This window comes from Trichococcus sp. K1Tr (genome assembly GCF_028309625.1).
Taxonomy (GTDB): Bacteria; Bacillota; Bacilli; order Lactobacillales; family Aerococcaceae; genus Trichococcus.
The window spans coordinates 31945-56146 of the sequence record NZ_JAQMHR010000012.1 but is presented as its reverse complement, the minus strand read 5'-3'; the positions used below and the strand labels follow the sequence as shown (position 1 = coordinate 56146).

The following is a 24202-nucleotide window of genomic DNA, read 5'->3' as shown; positions in this document are numbered from 1 at the left end:
AAGTTGGGGTCTCAAAGACCTTAATCAACTTTACCAGCACAGATACTTAAGTTATTGAACCGCCGTGTACGGAACCGTACGCACGGTGGTGTGAGAGGTCGGAGCCTGTTGGCTCCTCCTACTCGATCGGTTTGGAATAATGGTTGGCTTTAGTTGATGGGAAAGGGAACATTGACAGGTTTTGTTCAACATGATAATCTTTAGTGTGTTTACAGGTGTCAAGACAATTAAGCTGTTAAGCCGTGGAGGTTATGGTATTGATAAATAAGATGAATAAACAGTTGGGTGATGCAGAATTAGTCGCGGGTATACAGAGGCTGAAGCAGGAGAAGGATATCGTTGTTCTGGCCCATTTCTACGTTCAGGACGAGATTCAGGACGTGGCAGACTACATTGGCGACAGCTACCAGTTGGCGAAATTGGCGAAGACTACGCCGCAGCAGACAATTTGTTTCTGCGGGGTAAATTTCATGGGGGAGAGTGCGAAGATTTTGAGTCCGGGCAAGAGGGTCATCATGCCGGATATAAAAGCGGGTTGTCCGATGGCTGATATGATATCAACCGATGAAATCGAGCGTGTCAGGGCACTGTATGATGATTTGGCGGTTGTCGCGTATGTGAATACGACGGCTGAAACCAAGGCATACAGCGATGTTTGTGTGACGTCGTCCAATTGCCTGGAGATCGTGCGCAGTCTGCCGCAGCAAAACATCTATTTTATTCCCGATATCAATCTTGGATCGTACATCAAGAGCGAAGTTCCGGAGAAAAACGTCATTCTGCACGACGGATTTTGCTGCGTGCACCACAAGATTCGCGTCGCGGCTGTCCAAGAGATGATTGAGGCCCATCCGGATTACAAAGTACTGGTGCATCCGGAGGCGCAAGCGGAAGTTGTTGCGCGCGGTGATGTAGTCGGCAGTACGAAGGTGCTGTTGGATGAAGTGAAGAAGAATGATGCGCCTGGATATATCGTCTGTACTGAAGTGGGCATTTTGCACCAGATGAAGAAGGCGGCTCCGGGTAAGGAGTTCCTCGTGCCGACGCGTACCCAGACATGCCGCAGCATGAAACGTAACACATTACAGAAATTGTATGATGCGATGGACACTATGACACCGGAAATTAAGATGGATGAAGAATTGATGAAGCAAGCTCTCCGTCCGTTGGAAAAGATGATGGAACTTTCGGTGAACTTGGTTAGATGATTAGCAGATAGCCACGCAAGTTGTCGCTAACCTACACGTCTATTGTCGAAGTAGACGTAAAAAAAGCCACTCCCTTTCGTCGCAGTCAGGGAGTGGTTTTTGTGCTGTTTGCACTGATTTAATTTCATATCGCAAAGCCATTACAACATGGAATATTATAGTTATCAATTCTCCAACGTAATCGCTACGCTTTTTCCCCGCTGGCATTCTCCTGCATGATATCCGAACTGGTCTTCCTTTTGTCGGCTATTCTGCCCAAGCGGATGATATGGGCCAGATTTTCCTCGTAATTTTCGGCAAAGACTACTGAATACAGCACATCCAGCAAGTAGATGATGGAAAGGTTGACCGTGAAGTTGCCGATCTTGGAGTAAAGTTTCTCGCGCGTCGTGATCGGCAGGTAGCAGTCCACCACCCGTGAAAGGTAGTTGTCGCCGATGCTCGTGATTCCGATTGTGGGGATGCCTTCAGCTTTCAATATATTCGCGATCTGCTTCATCGCATTGCTTTCGCCGGTATAGGAAATCAAGATGGCGCAGGTGCCTTCGGGACAGGTATAGGCTGTGTAGACGTCTTCGCCTTTGATGGTGGAGACGGCGGTGTGATGCTTGATCCGGTTCATCTTCAAGGCAAAATCCTGCGGGATGAGCATATTGGCGTTGGTGGCGAAGATTTGGATGTGCTTTGCCTTCAGCAGCATTTGTTTCGCCTGCTGGAGCGTGTCGTGGTGGATGAGCGAGAGTGTATCTTCGATTGTCGACTGTCCGAGCGAAGCCATCTTATTACTGATCGTCATGATCGAGTCGTTCGCCTCGAACGGTAGATTGGCATCGATATTGACAAAGTTGCGGGTCAGATAGTCGTGCTCTTCTTGGTAGGCTTTTTTGCAGTCCACCCATCCGTCGAAGCCCAATTTCTTGGCGATGCGGATCAGTGTGGAAGGCTGGGTGTAGGTTTCGGCTGCGATTTCCTGCATCGTCTTTTCATCCAGCAATTCCGGATAACGCAACAGGTATTCCACGACCTCCTTTTCAGCCGGAGAAAACTTGATGGTTTCCATTTTTTCGCGTATCAGCATAGTTGGCGCTTCTCCTTTTCTCAAGTCCAGCGATCCATATTAGGCTTGAATCACTTTTCCTTATTTACAAAAATTATAAATTAATGTAAATGTTATGTAAACGATATTTTGCTCAAAAAAGGCCAAAAAGCGAAAAGAATTTGAATTATTGGGCGGATTTTGCACAAATTTTGTAAAAAGGTTTTGAAGTGTACCCAGAACCCTTGTTATCGATATTTACATGATGGATAATAACCTTGTAAACGAAACGAGGAGGAATATACAAATGACAAAAGGCGTTAAAATTGTAACAATCGGCGGAGGAAGCAGCTACACACCTGAATTAATGGAAGGGTTCATCAAACGTTATGATGAATTGCCTATCCGCGAAATCTGGTTAGTGGACATCGAAGCAGGGAAAGAAAAATTAGAAATCGTTGGCACAATGGCGCAACGTATGTGGGATGCATCCCCTTACGACGTGAAAATCCATATGACTTTGGACCGCAGAGAAGCTTTGAAAGATGCTGACTTCGTAACGACGCAATTCCGTGTCGGTTTACTGAATGCTCGCGTCAAAGATGAGCGCATTCCTTTCTCATACGGCATGCTGGGTCAAGAAACAAACGGTGCCGGCGGTATGTTCAAAGCATTCCGTACAATTCCTATCATTTTGCAGATCGTTGAAGACATGAAAGAACTTTGCCCGAATGCTTGGTTGGTCAACTTCACAAATCCAAGCGGCATGGTAACAGAAGCAGTCGTCCGCTACGGCAAATGGGACAGAGTAATGGGCTTGTGTAACGTTCCGGTTATGGCTACCATGACTGAGCCGAAAGCATTAGGCGTTGAAAAAGAGGACCTTATCTACAAATTTGCTGGCTTGAACCACTTCCACTGGCATAAAGTCGCTGACGACAAAGGCAATGACGTCACTTACAAAGTAATCGATGCCATGTTCGACAAAGATGCAGGCCTTCCGAAAAACATCCATGACATTCCGTTCTACAGAGAACAATTGGAACAAATGGGCATGATCCCTTGCGGCTACCACCGTTACTACTACCGCGAAGAAGAAATGCTGGAACACGGTCTGGAAGAGTTCAATGGCGTAGGCACGCGTGCGCAACAAGTAAAAGAGACAGAAGCTGAATTGTTCGAATTATACAAAGATCCAAACTTGGATCACAAACCGGAGCAATTGCAAAAACGTGGGGGAGCTTACTACTCCGACGCTGCCTGCGAAACGATCGCTGCCATCTACGGCAACAAAGACACGCAAATCGTTGTATCCACTAAAAATAATGGTGCTGTTCCTGACCTACCAGCTGACTGCGTAGTCGAAGTCACTGCTTACGTTGGTGCACAAGGCGCTCGTAACGTGGCTTTCGGTGAATTGCCGACTGCTGAAAGAGGCTGGTTGCAAGTGATGAAAGCGATGGAATTGTTGACGATCGAAGCTGCTGTAACAGGCGACTACGGTACTGCATTACAAGCCTTCACAATCAACCCACTGATCCGTTCAGGCGAAACTGCAATCAAAATCATGAACGAATTGTTCATCGCACACAAAAAACACTTGCCGCAATTCGCTGAAACAATCGCACGCTTGGAAGCTGAAGGCGTGACTGTTAAAGATGAAATCGCTAGAGACTTGGACTAATTACGACAAGAAAACCCTATCATTCACTTTTTTTCAAAAAACCATTTGACATTTCCTTGGAAAATGAGTATATTCTGAGAAACAACATAAAAAGTGATGATAAGAAGTAGTAAGTTATTGAGCTGACCAGAAAGGTGCCGGTCGATGCGAGGCACACATGCGAGATAGCCGAATTCATCTTTGAACTTCGCACTGAATCAAGTAGGCTGCGACGGGTGATAGCGTTCGTTATTTCGCTAGGGTATTATAATGTACCTATCGAGGTAGACTTGCGCGAGTGGTCTATGAACAAAGGTGGTAACACGAGTCTATACAGGCTTCGTCCTTTCCAATGAAAATTGGAATGGACGAAGCTTTTTTTGTTGAAGAGAAAATGGAGGGATTACTATGAGTTTCAAAGCATTGAGTGAAAAAATCGATTTCGAATTGGTCAAAGAATTATCCAAACTGACACCTGAGCAAGCAGCGATGAAGGCAGCCCGCGACAAAGAGTTGCACGACATCATCGAAGGCAAAGACGATCGCATCTTGTTAGTCATCGGACCTTGTTCCGCACATGATGAAGAAGCGGTAATGGAATATGTGCGTCGCTTGGCGAAATTGCAGGAAAAAGTCAAAGACAAAGTGTTCATGGTTCCCCGTATCTACACAAACAAACCGCGTACGACCGGCGACGGCTACAAAGGCTTGTTGCATAAGCAAGATCCAACCGGCAAGAGCAACCTGATCCAAGGAATCGCTGCTGTGCGTAGCCTGCACAATCGCGTCATCACGGAAACAGGCTTGACGACGGCTGACGAAATGCTGTACCCGGAAAACCTGGATTTTGTTGATGATCTTGTCAGCTACCATGCAATCGGCGCGCGTTCCGTTGAAGACCAACAGCACCGTTTCGTTGCCAGCGGAATCGATCACCCAGCCGGGATGAAAAATCCGACAAGCGGCAACCTGAAAGTGTTGTTCAATTCCGTGTACGCTGCCCAACAAGTACAAAAATTCATCCATAATGGCGTAGAAGTGCAGTCCAGCTCCAACCCGTTGGCCCACGTTGTCTTGCGCGGCGGAACGAACGATTACGGCGATAACATCCCGAACTACCACTACGAAGACCTTGTCAAAGTCGTGAAAGCCTACGGAGAAGGGGATTACAAAAACCCGTTCATCATGATCGACACAAACCATGACAACTCAGGCAAAAAACACATGGAACAGATCCGTATCGTCAAAGAAACGATGTTCAACCGTTCTTGGAACGATGACATCAAGAAATTGGCGCGCGGCTTCATGATCGAGAGCTTCCTTGAAGGCGGCCGTCAGGAAGACGACGGAACAGTCTTCGGCCAATCCATCACCGACCCATGCCTAGGCTGGGCAGATACAGAAGAATTGGTTAAATACATCGCAGAAAACGCATAAGAGCATAAATGTGGGGCCAGGAGAAATCCTGGCCTTTTTGTGTTGTGGCGTTTTTGAGAGGGGCGGCGGCCGAGAGAAACCGTCAGTTCCGATGAGAAGAGCGCTCGTCGGAGAACAATTTGCGCCCACTAACTACCTCCGACGAGGGAATGTTTGCCGGAGGTGGTTGCATTGCGGGTGGCTGTACTCCGGCGAAGCTGCCGAGGTCGGAGGTAATCATCTTTTTGGGATGTCCTCCTCCGGCAGAAGGACCGCTAACCGGAGGAAACCGTCAGCTCCGATGAGAAGAGCGCTCGTCGGAGAACAGCACTGCGCCCACTAACTACCTCCGACGAGGGAATGTTTGCCGGAGGTGGTTGCATTGCGGGTGGCTGTACTCCGGCGAAGCTGCCGAGGTCGGAGATAATCATCTTTTTGGGATGTCCTCCTCCGGCAGAAGGGTCTTCACAGGAGAGTGCAGTAACCACAGGTGCCATCCAGGACAATGTCGTCTGACTTTCTCTTCTCAACAAAAAATGACATGGTGACAAATATGTCAGTATTCACAAGATTGTCAACGTGTAGTATTCTAATTGAGCACGAGATATCATATTCAAGAAAGAAGGAAATAAAATTATGAAAAGTAGAGCAGCTGTCGCTTTTGGACCAGGCAAACCGTTGGAGATTGTGGAAATAGATGTGGCAGAGCCAAAAGCCAAGGAAGTATTAGTGAGGATTCTTTACACTTCCGTCTGCCATACCGATGCCTTCACTTTGTCGGGTGACGATCCGGAAGGTGTTTTCCCTGCCGTTTTAGGGCATGAAGGCGCCGGCGTTGTCGTTTCCGTGGGTGATGAAGTCACTTCCGTCAAACCCGGTGACCATGTCATTCCTCTTTACACGCCGGAATGCGGGGAATGCGAATTCTGTCTGTCCGGGAAGACAAATCTGTGTTCAGCCGTGCGCGAAACCCAAGGCAAAGGCTTGATGCCGGACGGAACGACCCGTTTCTCTTATAATGGTGAGCCTATTTATCACTATATGGGGACAAGCACTTTCAGCGAATACACGGTTGTCAACGAGATCAACCTGGTGAACATCGACAAGGAAGCGCCCCTGGATAAAGTCGCTTTATTCGGCTGCGGAGTGACTACAGGTCTCGGCGCTGTCGAAAACACGGCAAAAGTCGAAGAAGGCGCAGTGACCGCAGTATTCGGGCTTGGAGCGATCGGCCTGGCCGTTATCCAAGGCTTGAAAAAAGCCAAAGCCAAACGCATCATCGCAGTCGATATGAATCCCGCCAAATGGGAATTGGCCCAAAAAATGGGCGCCACTGACTTCGTCAACCCAAGTGATCATGATCGTCCGATCCAAGAAGTCCTGATCGAAATGACCAACGGCGGCGTGGATTACAGTTTTGAATGCATCGGAAATGTAGAAGTCATGAAAGCCGCTTTGGAAGCCTGCCACAAAGGCTGGGGCGAAAGCATCATCATCGGTGTCGCCGGTGCCGGCAAAGAAATCCATACCCGCCCGTTCCAATTGGTGACAGGACGCGTGTGGAGAGGTTCCGCATTCGGCGGTGTCAAAGGCCGCACGGAACTGCCCGGAATGGTGGAGGATTTCATGAACGGCGAAATCGATCTGGACAGCTTCATCACCCATCATCTGAATTTCACCGACATCAACGAAGCCTTCGATCTGTTGCACAAAGGGGAATCCATCCGCACGATTTTGACTTACGGAGAGTAAAGCTAGGACCGTGCGAGTTCTTCTATTACAGAAGAACAGCTTCAATTTCAGAAAAACTATTCAGTACAATAAGAAAGCAGAGGTAATAATATGACAAAAGTGAAACTTCATCCAAGATTAGACAATGGCTATCAATACGAGGCAGATGCGAATTTTTCTGGAGGTACTTTACATTGTTTATGTGAACACAATCCAGTAGAAGTACACATTGGCGCACAAACGGGGCATAATCATGCTTGTGGATGTTCAAAATGTTGGAAACCAGAGGGAGCTACTTTTTCATTAGTTTCGGTTGTTGGCAGAGACAATGTGAAAGTAATGAAAAATGAAGATAAGTTAGAAATTGTAGATGAAACTGCTGCAATCCAACGCTACGCATGCAAAGATTGTGGCGCACATCTTTATGGGAGAATTGAGAACCCGGACCACGCTTTTTACGGATTGGATTTCGTTCACACAGAACTATCTGATGAAAAAGGTTGGTCAGCTCCTGAATTTGCAGGCTTTGTTTCCTCCGTTATCGAAACAGGGACAGCAGCTTCAAAAATAAATGAAATCCGTTCAGATTTACAAGCACTAGGACTGAACACGTATGATTGTTTATCTCCGGTACTAATGGATTTGATTGCAATAAAGACTGCTCAATTAAAAGGAACCTTTACAGAATAATTATTATTTTTGAAGTGACGCCGGTGCTGCTTTATAGAACCCGTTTATGAACAATGAACCAGAATGTACTGTTGGCTTGGCGTAACACAAAGCGTTATAACGTAAATATATGAATAATTATAAATGCCAAAACCCACGAACGAGACACTCGAAAATGTGCCCCGTTCGCGGGTTTTTGTTTTCTTTTGATATGCAAGAAGAGCGTTCGAGAATATGATCACATATTTTTATAGCTTTAATAAGATTCTGATATTTCGAGTAAGAACGTGATATAAAAAGGCTTCCAAAAAAATTAGAATAAGTTCATCAAGTGAATTTGAATACGATTACAAAAAGGAAGAGGGATGAGAATGAGTAAGATAACTATTAACGCAAGCAACAGAGGAGAAAGAATCAATCCGAATCTTCATGGTCAATTCGTGGAGTTTCTTGGAAGCGGTATCTATGATGGGATTTGGGTTGGCGAGAATTCTGCCATACCAAATTATGAAGGATTAAGAAAAGATATCGTAGACGCTTTAAAAGATATCAACCCACCATTATTACGTTGGCCGGGCGGCTGTTTCGCTGATACGTATCACTGGAGAGATGGAATTGGTCCAAGAGAGCAACGTCCAAAATATTATAATGAGAACTTTGGCACGCAACAGTTGGAGAACAATCATTTTGGCACGCACGAATTCATGCATCTATGCGAATTGGTAGGAGCAAAGCCGTGGTTCAACATCAATATGTTGTCCGGAACTGTTCGGGAAACGAGAGAATGGGTGGAATATGTAAATCGTGAGACAGCTACTACTCTAGCTGAAGAAAGAGCCAATAATGGCCATCCCAAACCATTCAATATTGAATACTGGGGAATCGGCAATGAGAGCTGGGCAGGTGGCGGAAATTTCACTGCTGAAGGATATGCAAATGAATACCGCAAACATACGAGTGCCATGCCTCTTTTTGGAGCAGGACTGCCATGGACAACGCCAACTCAAGAGCTGAAAATGATTGCAGTCGGTCCCGATGGAAACAAACCGAAAGAACGAGTTGAGTGGACAAAAGACTTCTTCAAAGAACTTGCGAAGTATCGCAAACCTAGAATCGATGGTTATGATCTGCATTTCTATAACTGGAATCTGTCGGATGAAACCGACAAAGTGACAGAATTCAGTAAAGATGCTTGGTATCGTGTAATCAAGGGCGCCTTTGAATTGGAGGATGTCATCGAAGAGCAATATGGTCTCATTCAGCAAGGATTGAAAGCGATGCCGGTTGAAGAGGGGGCATTTGCTACTCCGATTAATGTTGATTTGATTGTCGGAGAATGGGGCAATTGGCATAACATTGATTTGACTACACCATCCATCCTTTGGCAGCAATGCACGATGAGGGATGCTATCACTACAGCATTGACGCTGGATATTTTCCATAGAAATTGTGATAAAGTGCAGATGGCCTGTGTAGCACAATCAGTGAATGTCCTAAATTCACTGTTCTTAACAAATGGAAATGAGACCGTTCTAACGCCGAATTATTATGTATTCAAGATGTATGAAGCGCATAAAGGCGGACATAAAATCGACCTAGCTTTAGAGACAAATACTTTAGGCAATGTTTGTAAAGAAGATTTGAAAAAAATATACAGTTTTGCATCTGTCAAAGATGATGTTGTGACAGTGAATATTGTGAATGTTTCCGCTGATGATTCCGAGAAAATGACGATCAACTTTGATCAAAAGGTCGAATATATTTCCGGTAGCGTCTTATGCTCCGACAACATGAATGATTATAACGAGTTCGGCGTTGAAGAACTAGTTAATATTAAGGCTGCTGTCGCACCGGAAATTGACGGCACAAATATCGACTTCGAAGTGGCAAAATCTTCGGTTACTGTTCTTCAATTTAAACTGGATGAAAATTGGGAGGAAAAGCAAAATGACTAAAAGTAGAGATAAAGCTGGCATTTTGAAGTTAACCATTCTGTCCATTTCTTTAATGCTCAGTGCGGCAAGCGCAATTTCAGTAACCTTGCCGATGATAAAAAATCAATTCCCCGATATCGCTCCCGCGACAGTGGAATCTTTGGTCACAATACCTTCTTTCACAATGTTGATATTTATCTTGCTCAGCAGTTTTATTGTCAAAGGAATTGGTAAGAAGAAAACGGTCATGCTTGGATTGACATTGGCTTTTGTTGGCGGCGTTATTCCGGTTTTTGCAACAAATTTTTCTGTCATTTATATTTCCAGATTTATACTTGGGGCAGGAACAGGTATCTACAATTCCCTCGCAGTCAGTTTGATAGGCGATTATTTTGATGGGGAAACACAACAAAAAATGTTGGGTTATCAGACAGCTTTTGCAACATTAGGCTCCAGCCTTGCCACTTTCTTAGCAGGTATTCTGGTTAACGTTGCTTGGCAATACTCGTATCTCATTTATTTCCTTACTTTGCCGATCGTAATTTTAGTTGCTTTATTCTTGCCTGCTGATAAAAAAGAAGTCAGCAATCAGGATTCGGACACAAGCAGGCAAAAGCAAAGCGTCAATTTTTTGGTCATATTCTCATGCATCATGATGTTTGTATTCTTCATCCTAATAATGACTATCTTCACCAAAACAAGTACATTGATTGTAGAAATGAACTATACGAATCAAGGGTTTTTGGGAACTGCCTTCACGATCAGCAGTCTGATTGGGGCAATCGGAGGCTTTGCTTATGGCCATGTCCGAAGTGTTCTTAAACAATTCACTCCCGTGATTGCTCTGATCCTTATCGGTATCGTGTACTTCTTGATTCCTTCAGTCAACAGTATGCTGATGCTTACGATTATTCTGTCTGGTGGAATGCTGGTTGTTTCCATCTTTATCCCTTACATGTACGATATTCTGTTGCCGGGAGCTCCGGAAAATTCCACTAACTTAGCTATCTCTTTAGCGATGGTTTCCTGCAATCTCGGCTCATTCTTCTCACCTTTTGTGGTACAATGGCTGGGCAATTTAGTCGGAAATACAAGCACAGCATTTTCCTTTACCATTGGTGGAATCGTATTCGTGATAATGGCATTTGTTTTTCTTCTTCGTGGATTTAAGAAAAATACTTCAGTTGTTTTGGAGAATCAAAAATAGGCTACACTTTTAAAAAGGGGCGGGATTCGTGGATTATCAAAGCATGTGCGAACATTTGGCAAAAATAATTAAAGTACCGATTCGAGAGTACGATAGTAATCACAGGCTGAGACATGTGTTTGGCGATTTTAACGCGGTCCCCAGTTCCTTGGAAGAAGACAGTCATGCTCTGGAAATGTACGATGAGCTGAATAAAATGACTTTGCCTGTAGCTTTTTCTGACAAAAACTTATTATTTACGGCAGTCCTCTATGTTGAGAAGCTATCCTGCTATTTTATTTTTGGGAGAGTGAAGGTTCCTCATGCCGATCAGATGATCCAAAGGCATTCATACGCTGATCTGGAAACGATTTGTGAAGCCGTATCCCTTTTTTATGACTATCTTTATGACCAAAAAATTTCTATATTTGATATTCTTTATTCATCCATGGATGAATCTTCCGTTCAAGCAGAAATTTCCAAGAAACTTGGCGAAACGGCTTTTCAATATCAAGAAATGGGTGAACTGCATAATCCCTACGATCAGGAACAACGCGAACAAGCCAGCATCCGGGAAGGCAATCATGACAAGTTGATGCTTAGTTTCCAAGAGAGCTATGCGGGCAGATTAGCAACTTTATCGAAAGATGAACTGCGCTCAATAAAAAATTTAGGCATCGTCGTATTGGCGATTTCCACAAGGTCGGCAATTGAAGGTGGCGTCCATTCAGAGCAGGCCTTTCTCTTGAGCGACAGCTATATTTTGAAAGTAGATGAAGCGAAAACACAAAATGAAGTATATAATATTGTACGTGGAGCCGAAATTTACTTTACGAAGTTGGTATCAGAGATAAAAGAAATAAAAGTAGAAAATCCTCTCGTTTTTCGGGCAAAAAATCTCATTCTGAAAAAAATGCATGAGAAAATTGTAGCTGAAGAAATAGCCAGAGAATTGAATACAACCCCAACGTATCTTTCGACAATTTTCAAAAAGGAAACAGAGATGACAATCCATGAATTTGTTGTCGAAGAAAAATTGAAGATGGCTGAGAATTTATTGCTTTACTCGACTTACACAATTGATGAAATCGCTAACTTTTTGGCTTTCTCCAGCCAAAGCCATTTCGGAAATGTATTCAAAAGGAAATATCAAATAACTCCCAATAGATTTCGCCAGAAACATGGCATAAAGAAGGGACAGAATGAGCATTGAAATCAAACTACTTAAGCATCGACATCGGCGGCACGAACATCAAAATGGCCTTGATTGACCACTCCGGGCAGATTCAGTCCAAGAAGCAAGTGCGGACACCTCATGAATATGGCGAATTCATCGTCACATTGGAAAATGAAATTGAACTGGTTCGGGATGGAATTCGCGGTATCGCCTTCTGTTGCCCAGGGAAAGTTGATTCGGATACGGGCATGATTTCCTTCGGCGGAGCATTGCCATTCTTGGACGGCATTTCTTTTATCGAGGAATTCCAGCCTAAATTTGATGTGCCGGTTTCCGTCATCAATGACGGCAAGGCTGCAGCTTTGTCGGAGCTTTGGCTCGGTAACCTAAATGGCATCGAAAACGGTCTTGCACTTGTGCTCGGAACCGGCATCGGAGGTGGCCTGATTCTGGATGGCAAGTTGTACCAAGGCAAGAATTTCCAAGCCGGTGAATTGAGTTTCATGATGAAGCAATCCTTCAAGCCATCTTTTGATGATATGTACGGCAAGACCGGTTCGGCTGTTGGACTCGTCAAAAAAGTGAACATCGAGTTGGGGACAAATGACACGAAGGACGGCACTGCTGCCTTCGAAGCAATCAACCAAAATGACCCGAGCGTCTATCCGATTTTCGAAGCCTTCGCCAGAGAGATCGCCTTCATGATCTGCAACGTCCAAGCCATCCTTGACCTCGAAAAAATCGTCATCGGCGGCGGAATCAGCGCTCAACCGATCGTTATCGAAGAAATCCGGAAACAATACCGCGCCATCCGCACCGGGCTGCCTTTCTTGGACAGCACCTTGACGGAAGTTGAAATCGACAGCTGCCGCTTCCTGAATGATGCCAATCTTTTAGGAGCGTTGTATCAGCTGTTGTTGAATGCGGATGAAGAGATGGTAGTGAATAGGTTAGGGTGATTATAAAGCGGGGCGTCTAAGGAAACTTTGGACAAAATGTAATGCATCTGTTAATTCAACCTGAACAGCCGTTCCAGGAGAGGATTACTAGAGATGATACGATCCATTTTGGAACAGACAACGCGGAAAAATGAATGTCAGAAAACAAAAAAACAGAAATCCGAATCAGTGGATTTCTGTTTTTCAATTGCAGTATTCTATTTGCTTAAACTTAATTCAATTGCCGCAACTTTTTCTTCGACGTAAGCTTTCACGTCGTTTTTTGGCATTTCCAACACAACAGCGAATTCGCCGTAAAGCATTTCTTCGGCTTTTTTCATGTAGCGTCTGTCGGTTTCAGAAACCTTTTTATTTTTTGTGGCAGCGATTTGGTTCTTGAGGTATACCGTTTTGATCACTTGGATCAGGTATTTGCAATCATGACGTTCCATGGCTTTATCATAATGTTCGGAAAGCAGATTCGCGCTGCTGTATAGGATATCCGTTTCGATTGACGGAATCTGTTCGATTATTTCTTGTGCGTCATCAGCCGAAATGACGGGACGCATAAATACTGTCGTATCAACGGGTGTGTATACTGTTCCGTTACGATACAGGGGCTTTAGAACATAATATAGACGATCATTTGCGACAGCAGTAACATTCATAACTTCGATCGCTTCGACTCGGCAGACCCCTTCGTTTCCATACACTATCAAATCATTAACTTTGTACATGTAATCCTCCATATCTTTTCCAAAAGCAACAAAAAAGCGCGCAGATATATGACAACAGGACTTACGTTTGTCATAACTACACGTTGTATAGATATTATACCAAATTTTGACTGTTTTTGTAAGGGGTGATTTCAAGAAAAGTATTTAGTATATGGGATGCACTGTAAATGGAGAGGATATGGTGTTTTTATTGCTTGGTGCTGCGGGAAGTGGAGAGGCGGCTGGGATGAGAGTGCGCGGAATGATACCGTTGAAGCAAGGAAGGCGGGTGGATGGTTAATTTCTCTTCAGAAGGGTTGAGTTTCCCCGCCAAATACAGTTTGGCGGTTTATTTTGCGAGACGACCACACCGAATAACCCTTCAAAGTCATTTTGGCGGTTTATTTTTCGATATCAGACTTCTTTTAGCCCGCCAAAACCGGTTTCGGCGGGGTATTTCCGTGGACGGGGAAAAAACGCAAATATCAAAAACCACAAAGAATCCCCGACCGAGCCGAAACTGAGCCTGGTCGGGGATTCTTTGTGCAGTCATGCTTTCTTCATTAAGCTTCATTAAGCTTAATCGAACAACGCTTTTCCGTCGCTGGCGATGACATCCTTGTACCAGAAATAGCTGTCTTTTTTGTAGCGCTTCAGGGAAGGTTCGACGGCTTCTTCGTACTGGTCGACGTAGACGAAGCCGTAGCGTTTTTGGTAGCCATTCAGCCAGCTGAGCAGATCGGTGAACGACCAAGTGCAGTAGGCGAGCACTTCCGAGCCTTCTTCGATCGCCAGTTTGATTTCCTTAAGGTGTTCCGCCAGATAGGCGATCCGATAAGGGTCATGGATGCTGCCGTCCTCTTCAAGCGTATCGAAAGCGCCGAGCCCGTTTTCGGAAATGATGATTGGCAGGTCGTAGCGGCTGGTGATGTCGCGGCAACCGACGCGGATGCCGACCGGATCGATGGTCCAATCCCAATCGGTTGTCGGCAGATTAGGATTCAGCGGATTTTTGTACAAGCCGGGAACGCCCGGAACAGTCATCGAACCTTTTTCGCCGGTCGTGTTGAACACGCCGCTGCTGTCGACGCCGTCCAACGGGTTGAATTCGACCGTATCGCTCCGGTAATAGTTGACGCCCATGAAGTCGACGTGCTTGGCTGCTTCCGCCAGCAATTCCGCATCGCCGGGATCAAATTCTGGCGCCACGCCTTTTGTCTGGAGATACTTCATGGCCGCTTTCGGATAGCGCCCATAAGCGTAAACATCCATCCACCAATAGTTCTTCAGATCGTCGTAATCCATCTTGGCTACGACATTTTCCGGCTTGCAGTCGATGGCATAACTTGGATGCAGAGCAAAGCTTGCACCAATCATGCCGTCCGGAACCAGATCCTGGAAGGCAAGCACGGCTTCGGCATGCGCCAGGAACACGTTATGATTGACTTGGTAATAGAGTTTTTCTTCGCCAGTCATTTTCGGCGGGTGCTGCGCCGTCATCCAGCCCATCCGCGTAAAGATATTCTGTTCATTGATTGTGATCCAGTATTTCACTTTACTGCCGTACGCTTCGAACAAAGTCACTGCGTATTTCTTGAAGTCGGCAATGATTTCCCGGCTTTCCCAACCTCGGTATTTTTCCTGTAGGAACAGCGGCAGATCCCAGTGATAGATCGTCACCATCGGCTCGACGTTGTTTTCCAAGCACAGGTCGATCAGCTTATGGTAGAAATCCAAGCCCTTTTGGTTCACTTCATCCATGGAGGTAGGGAAAATCCGCGACCAAGCGATCGAGAAGCGATAGGTTTTCAGGCCCATTTCCGCCATCAAGCGGACATCTTCCTCGAGATGATGGTAATGGTCGACCGCAACGTCACCGTTTGTGTTTTTGTAGGTGGTGCCGGGCACTTTCACGAATTCATCCCAAATCGAAGGGCCTTTGCCGTCCTCGTCCCACGCGCCTTCCACCTGATACGCTGCCGAAGCGCTGCCCCACAGGAAATCCTTCGGAAAAGCATTTTTGTTTCCTTGCATCATAATCAAAACACTCCTTTTATATAAATTTGTATTTTAAATACCTAAGGAATAAGAAAACTATTTGACGCTAAACATCCTCCATCAGAGGCTGAATTTTGGATCGAAAACCGGTGGTGTTAGACTTCACCTGAAGCAAACGTTCCTTATTCTTATCATAGTTTCGCGCGAACAGGGCAGCATACAGAATATCCAATACCAGCAGGATCGAAATGCTGGAGGAGAAGGTGCTGATTTTTGAGAACATTTTTTCCCAGGTGGCGATGTTCAAAACGATGTCGCACAAATCGCTGATGCTGTTGTTTCCGACGCTGGAGATGCAGATCATCGCTGTTTCTGTATCTTTCAGCAGTTGGCAGATTTCCAGGATGTCTTTGGTTTCGCCGGTGTAGGAAATGATCAAAGCAACCCGGTCTTTGTTCGAAGTGGCGGCTTTGATGAGTTGCTCCTGATGGCTCGCTGAGGTCGTGACCTCTTTGTTGATGCGCCGCATGTCGAGCGAGAAATTATAAGCCAGGTGCTGATTCGAGCCGACGCCATAAATATCGATGAACGTCGATTGGTCTAGCAGATCCACAACTTTATCGTATTTATCTTCATCGACGAGGAAATTGGTTTCCTTGATCGCATCCACGAAAAGCTGGGATAGATTTGAAGATATTTCGCTGATGCCGTCTGCTTTTTGGAACGGGAAATTCGCATCTATCGAAACCAACGGGCTGTTGAGCTGTTGGACAGCGGCGAGGAACTCGATTCTGAAATCATTGTAGCCTTGAAAGCCCAATTTTTGGGCCAGACGCACGATCGTTGATGGGCTCGTGAAGGTTTTCGCGGCAAGATCCTTGGTTGTGGCGTTTTTGATGTCATCCGGGTTTTCAAGCAGAAAACGGATGATGCTGTTCTCCGAATTTGAGAAAAAGTGACTTTGGTTCATCCTGCTGATAATATTCAGATTTATCACCCTCGTTTTGCCCCAATTATACCATTTGTCGATTTAAATGATGGGTTCTGTTTAAAAATAATGTTGATGATATATGATAAATTTAAAAGACCAGTGAAATTTTCACTGGTCTTTAATTCGTAATATATTAAAACTGTTCACAATAATCTAATTATCAAATTGAAATTTATCCTTATACATTTCCATCTGAGGCTTGCCCGTCATGAGCTAGCCATTTACAATCTGTTATCTCCATATTTGTAAATATTGCTTTAAACGATGAATTTTCTGGACTACAAGCATAAATACCAAATTGAATAGTACCATTACCTTTCCATATATGAAATATACGCATCTGACTATAATTAATTCCATCAATCGATGATTCTATACAATAATCATCCTCTCTTCGACTAAATCTATACCACATAGATTTAATAGATGCATCAATAACTGTAGTAGCCCAATCAGAATAGCCATTATTCGTAACAACACTTCCTAAATGTTGAATATCTTCATTTTCATATTCAATAGAACATTTAAACCAATTTTCACTATCTAAATACATAACTACTCCACATTGGTCAAAACGATGATTGCTTTCAAATTCAGTTTTTACTATAAAAGAAAAGTATTTTTCATCAGTATTAATTTGTAAAACAGGAGCATTATCATTCTTAAAATTATAATATGTTCTTTGCCATAAATCAGTATGAGGTTCTGTAATAATTTCTATTTTATTTTCAGTAATACTATAGTTTTTAGGTTCTCTTATCCATTTTAAATCGTTAATATTAAATTCCATATTTTTCCTCACTTATTAAACCTCCGCAACTGTTTATACTTAAATTATACCCTAAATCAAAAGTTAAATAAAACAGAGCCAAATGATGAAATTATGTTTCAACAAATGAGCGTCCAAAAAGAAAACCTGCAACGGCATGCCAATAGTCGCTGAAAGCATTTACTTTTTTTGCTCAAAGAAGAATAATGAAAACAGACAATCATTAAGAATACAGTAACGCCGTATCGGCACAAATAAAAATAAAAGGTGGTAATTGTTTTGAACAAAGCATTTCCAGAAACATTTTTATGGGGTGGCGCAACCGCCGCAAACCAATACGAAGGCGGTTATGCTGAAGGTGGCCGTGGATTGGCCGCTTCGGACCTGATCACAGCCGGAAGTCATACCTCTTCCAGAAAAATATACTTTACCGATGCCAATGGTAAAATGGATCACATCACTTTGGGCGAATCTTTGCCGCTTGGCGCGGAGCCGATCCTGAAAGAGGGCGAGTATTACCCAAGCCACAACGCCACCGATTTCTACCACCATTACAAAGAGGATATCGGGCTGATGGCGGAAATGGGGTTCAACAGTTACCGATTGGCGATCTCCTGGACGCGAATTTTTCCGAACGGGGACGAGGAGGAGCCGAACGAAGAAGGGCTGCAATTCTATGATGATGTGTTCGACGAATGCCTGAAACATGGCATCGAACCTATTGTGACGATCCTTCACTTCGATATGCCGGTGGGGTTGGCAAAGAAATACGGCGGCTGGGCAAACCGGAAAATGATCGATTTCTATCTTCGCTACAGTGAAGTGTTGTTCAACCGATACAAATCCAAGGTGAAATATTGGATTACAGTCAACGAAATCAATGTTCTGGGCGGTTTCTGGACCTTGGGAACCTATAAAAAAGATGACGCTAAAACGGAGAACAAGGGTCCGATCCTTCCGACCAAATATTTGCCGGAAGAAGCAGCGGGCAAATACCAGGCGTTGCATCATCTGATGGTAGCCTGCAGCTATGCAAACAAGATGGCCCATGAAATGATTCCAAATGTCAAAATCGGCACCATGTTGGCCCTGTCCGGCATTTACCCGAATACGTGCCACCCGGACGATGTTTTCGGGGCCTATCTGTTCAGACGGAGAGCGTTGTTGTTTTCGGATGTGATGATGCGCGGCTATTATCCGGCCTATGCGAAGAGCATTTTTGATGAATACGATTTTGAACTGAAAATGGAGGATGGAGACGAAGAAATATTGAGAAATCACCCGTCCGACTACCTTGCGTTCAGTTACTACCGCACAACGGTATACGACAGAAACTCCGACATCACCACGACAACCGGCGGCCAGCAAGGACAAGCGAACTCGTACCTGGAAAAAACGCCGTGGGGCTGGCCGATCGATGCCAAAGGTTTCCGCTTTGTCCTGAACGAATTGTATGACCGCTACCAGAAACCATTGATGTGCGTCGAAAACGGGATGGGCAACATCGACACGATCGAAGACGGGGAAATCCACGACGACTACCGAATCGCGTATCTGCGCGACCACATTTCAGCGATGCGTGACGCAGTGACGATCGATGGCGTCGATCTGATCGGATACATGCCGTGGGGCTGCATCGATCTCGTTTCGGCAGGCACAGGCGAAATGAAGAAGCGTTACGGGTTTGTCTACGTCGATCTTGACGATGCCGGCAAAGGGACATTCAACCGGATCAAGAAAGATTCGTTCTACTGGTACAAATCAGTGATCGCTTCAAACGGCAGCGAGCTATAATTACTGAACATAAAGAAGCTCTTCCATCAATTCAATTGGTGGGAGAGCTTTTTCGCGGCGGGGATATAGGCGGGATGGATTTGGGGGCAAAATTGCCGAATGTACGTGATGCATTCGACAATCTCGAACTGCAAAGGAGTCAAATTGTCGAATGCAATACAGCATTCGACAATTTCGCCCAAAACTGGAATAAAATTATCGAATGTTAGTCCGATATTCGGCAATTTCGCCTCGAATCGGACCGATCAGAATGCCGGATTTCTTTGCCAAACATTAAAATGCCTATACGCAAAGTGGACACTTTCGAATTTTGTTATACAATAAGGAAAACGATTATAGAAACACGGAGTCCGTAACTAGGATTGTTGGTACATGCGATTCCAGTAACATTTATTAATAATGGAGAGTGTCACTGATGAAAGTAGAAAATTTGGACCTGTTTTTTGAGAATCGCCAAAAAATGATATCTTGGAAAGACATCAAGCATGTCGCTTTGGATGATATGGAAGTCATCGATGGGGTAGAGATTTATCGCTTCCGCTTCAATATGGATCACAAGCTTGACCAGGTGAATGATAGCCTCAATGTTTCACAACAAGCTTATGGATCGTTCGTGCCTTGGCATTTCCATGATTATATGGAAATCATGTATGCCTACAAAGGTTCCTGTGAAGTATTGCTGGTGGATGAAAGGATTTCTTTGAACGAAGGAAACCTCTTGATTATTGATAAGAGGACCTGTCATCGCGTGAAAGAGGTCAAAAAGGGCAATATCATTTTGAATTTGGTCATCAAAAAAGATTATCTGACAAAACATCTATTAAATCGTCTTTCGAAGAACAGCCTGATTACACATTTTATGTTGCAATCGATCAAGAACAAGAAGTTTGAGAAGAGCTATCTGATGTTTCTGACCAAAAAACAGGACGAACCGGTTAATTTGTTGGATCGAATTTTGTTGGAATACTATAATCTGCGGGAGTTTTCTGAAGAAATCATTGATTCCTACATGGCACTGTTCTTCATCGAATTGATTCGAGGGAAATTCATCGAAAAAGCCACGAAACCTGAGAGCAAAACAGCCGATAATTATACGACCATCGATTTCCTTCAGTACATCGAACGAAATTACCAGCAAGATAGCCTGAACAACATGGCGGCTCATTTCAATTACCATCCGAATTACCTGTCCAATCGGCTGAAAAGTGAGACGGGCAAAAGTTATATGAAATTGCTTCAGCTCCAAAAGATGACGATTGCCACCGTGCTGCTTTCGAGCACCAACTTGTCGGTGGAAGAGATTGTTGCGGAAATCGGCTATTCTTCCGTCTCGTTCTTTTACAAGAAGTTCAAGGATTTTCATGGCGAGACGCCGCAGAAATTCCGAGCGAATCTTTGAAAAGAGGAATTTCCTCTTTTTTTTTGTGATTATCTATGATGGAAGCGCTTGTTATCATTAGACTATCAAAAGACAGGAGGAATTATAACATGAAGCACTTTATCAATTTTATGGAAAATAGATTTATTCCAGTCGCTACAAAAATCTCCAATAATAAGGTCGTCCGAGCAGTCAGTGGCGGAAGCATGACCTTGATGTCGATCATCATCGTAGGTGCGATTTTTTCTTTATTGAACACCATCAATATTCCCGCTTATCAGGAATTTCTGGCTGCTACAGGACTGTCGACTCTCTTCGCCTTTGTACCAGCGGTGACGATCAACGCTATCGGACTTTACATGGTATTCTTTGTTGCATACCAAGGTTCTATTATCTATGGCAAAAAGGACGGCGCGGTGAATGCAGCTATCTTAGCGCTTGTCAGTTTTTTGATGCTGATTCCATTAACAGAAGTGATGGAAGAGGGTGCATTCCAGCCAATCATTTATTTGAACACAGCCTACCTTGGATCGAGAGGCGCTTTCACCGCAATAATCACGGGTCTGTTGGTAGCGAAAATCTATCAAATTTTGATAGATAAAAATTGGACGATCAAGATGGGGGAAGATGTGCCGCCGCAAGTTGCCAAAGCGTTTTTGGATATCATCCCTGCCTTTGTTATCTTGACTTCATTCGCTTTGGTGCGCTGGGGCTTCTCTTTGACCAGCTTTGGCTCTGCCACTGATTTCGTCTATGCGAGCCTGCAGACCCCGTTGCAGAATTTGACCAGTTCTCTTCCGGCTTTCATCATTCTGGTTTTGGCCGCACAATTGCTGTGGTTCTTCGGGATTCACGGTTCTTACACGATATTGCCTATCCTGATGCCGATTTGGATGGGATATATCCAAGACAACGTCGCAGCTTACCAAGCAGGCATGCCGATTCCACATATCTTCAACATCGCTCTTTATGATCTGACGGTGATTGGTGGAGCTGGTTCCACCCTGGGTTTTGTGATTGTCATTGCTCTTTTTGCGAAAAGTCAGCAGTACAAGAAGTTTTCAAAGCTGGTGCTTTTGCCGGGCGTATTCAATATCAATGAACCGCTGATCTTCGGTATGCCAATCATTTTGAACCCATTGGTATTCGTCCCTTTCATTTTCACTCCAATCATCATGCTTGTTTTAGGATATGCTGCGATTGTTACCGGTCTAATGCCTGCGCCGATGGGTATTTTTATTCCGGCAAGCACGCCAATCGTTTTCTCTGGTTTGATGCAGGGCGGCTGGAAAATCGCAGTATTCCAAGTATTTGCCGTTGCGTTATCAGGAGTAATCTACTATCCGTTCTTCAAACTGATGGATAAGCAAGCCTTGGCAAATGAGCGTTCCGCAAGCACGGACAGTACAGAAAATCAGGAAATTTTCAGTATGAGTAATATCGAAAGCAATGAGGGTTGATGATGAAAAATACAGACTTGAAGGATTTTATGTTCGGCGTATCCAGCTCGGCTTTCCAAATCGAAGGCGCGGTCCAAACAGATGGGAAAGGATTATCGACCGTAGATACTCGGTTTGTCAGACCGGGCATAGCCGACACCAGTGTCGCGAGTGATTTCTACAATCAATGGGAAGATGACATCGAACTGCTGCGCGAACTGGGGGTAAACTCTTACCGTTTCTCGATTTCCTGGACGCGGATCTTCCCGGATGGCGAAGGTGAATTGAATCAGGAAGGCCTGGATTTTTACACGAAAGTCATCGATCGTTTGCTTGCCTACAAAATCGAACCGATCGTCACCATCTATCATTTCGACCTGCCGCAAAAATTGGTGGACAACTATGGTGGTTGGCTGGGAAGGGAGACGATTTACGCCTACGAGAAGTATGCCAAAACCTTATTCGAAGCATTCGGCGACAAAGTCAAGTATTGGGTTAGTATTAATGAGCCTTTGATGGTGATGTATTCGAAGGATTTCAATGGTATCCGCGACATTGAGGGAAAAGCTTATGAACGGGCCAACTATCAGATTATGTACCATATGGCACTTGCCGAAAAATTTGCCTTCAAATGGTGCCATGAATTGGTGCCTGGTGGGATGATTGGGCCTGCTTCACCATTCCAAAATATTTATCCGGCTTCTGCAGCTCCGGCAAATGTCGAAGCCGCGATGACGGCGGAGGAACTGTTGAGCTTCACGCAATTGGATCTCTCGGTCCGCGGCAGTATCCCGGCACGCATCGCGCATAGGCTAAAAAAACAAGGGCTTTATCCGGATACTCGTGAGGAAGACGAGCAGTTGCTGCTGTCGGAGCGCGCGGACTGGATTTGTATCAACTATTACTTTAGTCTTTGTGCCGAGGCTTACTCGGGTAAGGATGACAGTAACATGCCGCCGTTTTTCCGATCCGAACATTACCGGATTGTAGCAAATCCGGAAAGCGCCAAATCGGAGTGGATGATCTTCGGCACGGATCCGACCGGCTTGAGGCTCTCCATCTACAAATTGTGGCAACGCTACAACCTGCCGCTGATGATTACAGAGAACGGTTATGCAAGCAGCGACACACTGGAGGACGATGGCCACATCCATGACGAAACCCGGATCGGCTACCTGAAAGAACATTTGGACCAATGCTTCCAGGCAGTGGAAGAAGGCATCCCACTATTGGGTTACTCGCCTTGGTCGTTCCTCGATTCCCTGAGCGGAAGGGAAGGGTTCGCGAAACGGTACGGATTGGTCTACGTCGACCGCACGGACGATGACCTCAAGGAGCTGAAACGCTACAAGAAAGACAGTTATTTCTGGTATCAGCAATTGATCAGTGATTGGAATAAAAAATAAATGAAAAAAAGATCGAGAAGATTTCCGTGTGGAATCGTCTCGGTCTTTTTGGTGTAAGAAAGTTATAATATTCCATCAAAGAGTGTTATTATTTTTACAGGGAGTGTGATGGAGCATGGGTGAGGATCTTGAGTTGATTATGATTCTGGGGAGCATCGGAGTCATCAGTGTATTTGGGTATCTGATCATAAATATGGTCTTGAATCTGACTGCCGTAGAGGTTAACGAAAAAGCCAAATTGATCGGGAAAGATACGGAGAACGCGAGTCACATTAATGGCGATTCTTTGATGACGACAACAACCTATGTGTTGACCTTCGAAGCGGACGGCGGCGAACGCATCACTTTCCGTGTCGGTAGAGGGGTATACCGGAAATATTTCATCGGAGATTATGGTAGGCTGACCTACAAAAGAAAATGGTTCAGACAATTTGAACGGATTTGAGCTGACTTCGCCTGCTTTTGTTCCTGACGAAGCTTGACTATCCATTTTTCCTGTAGTAGTCTGTATGGGTATCAAAAAACAGAATAAGACAGTTCGAAACCATCCTGTCTCAAATCAAAACTAGGACCTGACTGCTGCTTATTTGAAGTGGTCGATTGTTGATGGGCATAGTGTGCCCTTTTTTTGTGCCAAAAAATATAAGTGATATGCATATTTCGAAGCCATCAAAGACAAGGGAAGTTCTGGGAAGACGGATCGGCAGAACGGCAGCAACGCTTGAAAAGTGGCGGTGCTGCGGACAACTTTAG

Annotated in this window: 19 protein-coding genes and 1 other annotated feature; of the genes, 14 read left to right on the top strand and 5 right to left on the bottom strand. The window is 44.6% G+C overall.

The genetic code is table 11. The annotated features are described in order from the left end of the window. The first annotated feature begins 257 nt into the window (after positions 1-257). Positions 258-1208: a quinolinate synthase NadA gene (gene nadA, locus PH235_RS13890; RefSeq protein ID WP_272162887.1), complete on the top strand. Its 951-nt coding sequence runs from the start codon at positions 258-260 to the stop codon at positions 1206-1208. Positions 1209-1392: 184 nt separating this feature from the next. Here nadA and PH235_RS13885 read toward each other — a convergent pair whose 3' ends face one another. Then, a complete protein-coding gene (locus tag PH235_RS13885) occupies positions 1393-2286 on the bottom strand; it encodes a MurR/RpiR family transcriptional regulator (protein ID WP_272162886.1) in 894 nt (297 codons plus the stop codon). Positions 2287-2551: 265 nt separating this feature from the next. On the opposite strand from PH235_RS13885, the gene PH235_RS13880 reads away from it, so the two are divergent. The 8 genes from PH235_RS13880 to PH235_RS13845 all read left to right on the top strand — a co-directional run bounded on the left by PH235_RS13880 (position 2552) and on the right by PH235_RS13845 (position 12979). Next, positions 2552-3928 carry a 6-phospho-beta-glucosidase gene (locus tag PH235_RS13880; protein ID WP_272162885.1) on the top strand — a complete coding sequence of 459 codons (1377 nt, stop codon included), beginning with the start codon at positions 2552-2554 and terminating at the stop codon, positions 3926-3928. An 87-nt stretch (positions 3929-4015) separates the two neighbouring features. Beyond that, positions 4016-4258: a binding site (T-box leader), on the top strand. A 57-nt stretch (positions 4259-4315) separates the two neighbouring features. Then, a complete protein-coding gene (locus PH235_RS13875; protein ID WP_272162884.1) occupies positions 4316-5344 on the top strand; it encodes a 3-deoxy-7-phosphoheptulonate synthase in 1029 nt (342 codons plus the stop codon). 615 nt (positions 5345-5959) lie between these two features. Further along, complete coding sequence (locus PH235_RS13870; protein ID WP_272162539.1) at positions 5960-7075, top strand: S-(hydroxymethyl)glutathione dehydrogenase/class III alcohol dehydrogenase; 1116 nt, start codon at positions 5960-5962, stop codon at positions 7073-7075. A gap of 90 nt (positions 7076-7165) precedes the next feature. Further along, entirely contained in the window at positions 7166-7744 is a 579-nt protein-coding gene (gene gfa / locus PH235_RS13865) for an S-(hydroxymethyl)glutathione synthase (RefSeq protein WP_272162883.1), read from the top strand. Between the two features lie 350 nt (positions 7745-8094). Continuing rightward, entirely contained in the window at positions 8095-9678 is a 1584-nt protein-coding gene (locus tag PH235_RS13860) for an alpha-N-arabinofuranosidase (protein WP_272162882.1), read from the top strand. Next, positions 9671-10864, top strand: coding sequence for an MFS transporter (locus PH235_RS13855; RefSeq protein ID WP_272162881.1), 1194 nt, complete (start codon positions 9671-9673; stop codon positions 10862-10864). The genes PH235_RS13860 and PH235_RS13855 overlap by 8 nt, the downstream gene beginning before the upstream one ends. A gap of 28 nt (positions 10865-10892) precedes the next feature. Then, complete coding sequence (locus PH235_RS13850; protein ID WP_272162880.1) at positions 10893-12056, top strand: helix-turn-helix domain-containing protein; 1164 nt, start codon at positions 10893-10895, stop codon at positions 12054-12056. Beyond that, positions 12053-12979 carry an ROK family protein gene (locus PH235_RS13845; RefSeq protein WP_272162879.1) on the top strand — a complete coding sequence of 309 codons (927 nt, stop codon included), beginning with the start codon at positions 12053-12055 and terminating at the stop codon, positions 12977-12979. The genes PH235_RS13850 and PH235_RS13845 overlap by 4 nt, the downstream gene beginning before the upstream one ends. A 197-nt stretch (positions 12980-13176) precedes the next feature. On the opposite strand, the gene PH235_RS13840 is transcribed toward PH235_RS13845, so the two are convergent. The 4 genes from PH235_RS13840 to PH235_RS13825 all read right to left on the bottom strand — a co-directional run bounded on the left by PH235_RS13840 (position 13177) and on the right by PH235_RS13825 (position 17453). Beyond that, on the bottom strand, positions 13177-13695 hold the full coding sequence (locus tag PH235_RS13840; protein WP_272162878.1) for a CarD family transcriptional regulator: 519 nt from the start codon (positions 13693-13695) through the stop codon (positions 13177-13179). Between the two features lie 558 nt (positions 13696-14253). Next, a complete protein-coding gene (locus tag PH235_RS13835) occupies positions 14254-15711 on the bottom strand; it encodes a glycoside hydrolase family 1 protein (RefSeq protein WP_443080892.1) in 1458 nt (485 codons plus the stop codon). Positions 15712-15778: 67 nt separating this feature from the next. Continuing rightward, the gene (locus PH235_RS13830) at positions 15779-16669 is read right to left on the bottom strand and encodes a MurR/RpiR family transcriptional regulator (RefSeq protein WP_272162877.1); all 891 of its coding nucleotides are present in this window, start codon (positions 16667-16669) and stop codon (positions 15779-15781) included. Between the two features lie 172 nt (positions 16670-16841). Further along, complete coding sequence (locus tag PH235_RS13825; protein ID WP_272162876.1) at positions 16842-17453, bottom strand: DUF1349 domain-containing protein; 612 nt, start codon at positions 17451-17453, stop codon at positions 16842-16844. Between the two features lie 258 nt (positions 17454-17711). Here PH235_RS13825 and PH235_RS13820 point away from each other — a divergent pair, with 258 nt between their 5' ends. The 5 genes from PH235_RS13820 to PH235_RS13800 all read left to right on the top strand — a co-directional run bounded on the left by PH235_RS13820 (position 17712) and on the right by PH235_RS13800 (position 23894). Next, positions 17712-19226: a glycoside hydrolase family 1 protein gene (locus PH235_RS13820; protein ID WP_272162875.1), complete on the top strand. Its 1515-nt coding sequence runs from the start codon at positions 17712-17714 to the stop codon at positions 19224-19226. Positions 19227-19641: 415 nt separating this feature from the next. After that, on the top strand, positions 19642-20625 hold the full coding sequence (locus PH235_RS13815) for an AraC family transcriptional regulator (protein WP_272162874.1): 984 nt from the start codon (positions 19642-19644) through the stop codon (positions 20623-20625). 89 nt (positions 20626-20714) lie between these two features. Continuing rightward, a complete protein-coding gene (locus PH235_RS13810; protein WP_272162873.1) occupies positions 20715-22064 on the top strand; it encodes a PTS sugar transporter subunit IIC in 1350 nt (449 codons plus the stop codon). 2 nt (positions 22065-22066) lie between these two features. After that, on the top strand, positions 22067-23449 hold the full coding sequence (locus PH235_RS13805; protein WP_272162872.1) for a glycoside hydrolase family 1 protein: 1383 nt from the start codon (positions 22067-22069) through the stop codon (positions 23447-23449). A 115-nt stretch (positions 23450-23564) separates the two neighbouring features. Further along, positions 23565-23894, top strand: coding sequence for a DUF2500 family protein (locus tag PH235_RS13800; protein ID WP_272162871.1), 330 nt, complete (start codon positions 23565-23567; stop codon positions 23892-23894). The last annotated feature ends 308 nt before the right edge of the window (positions 23895-24202 follow it).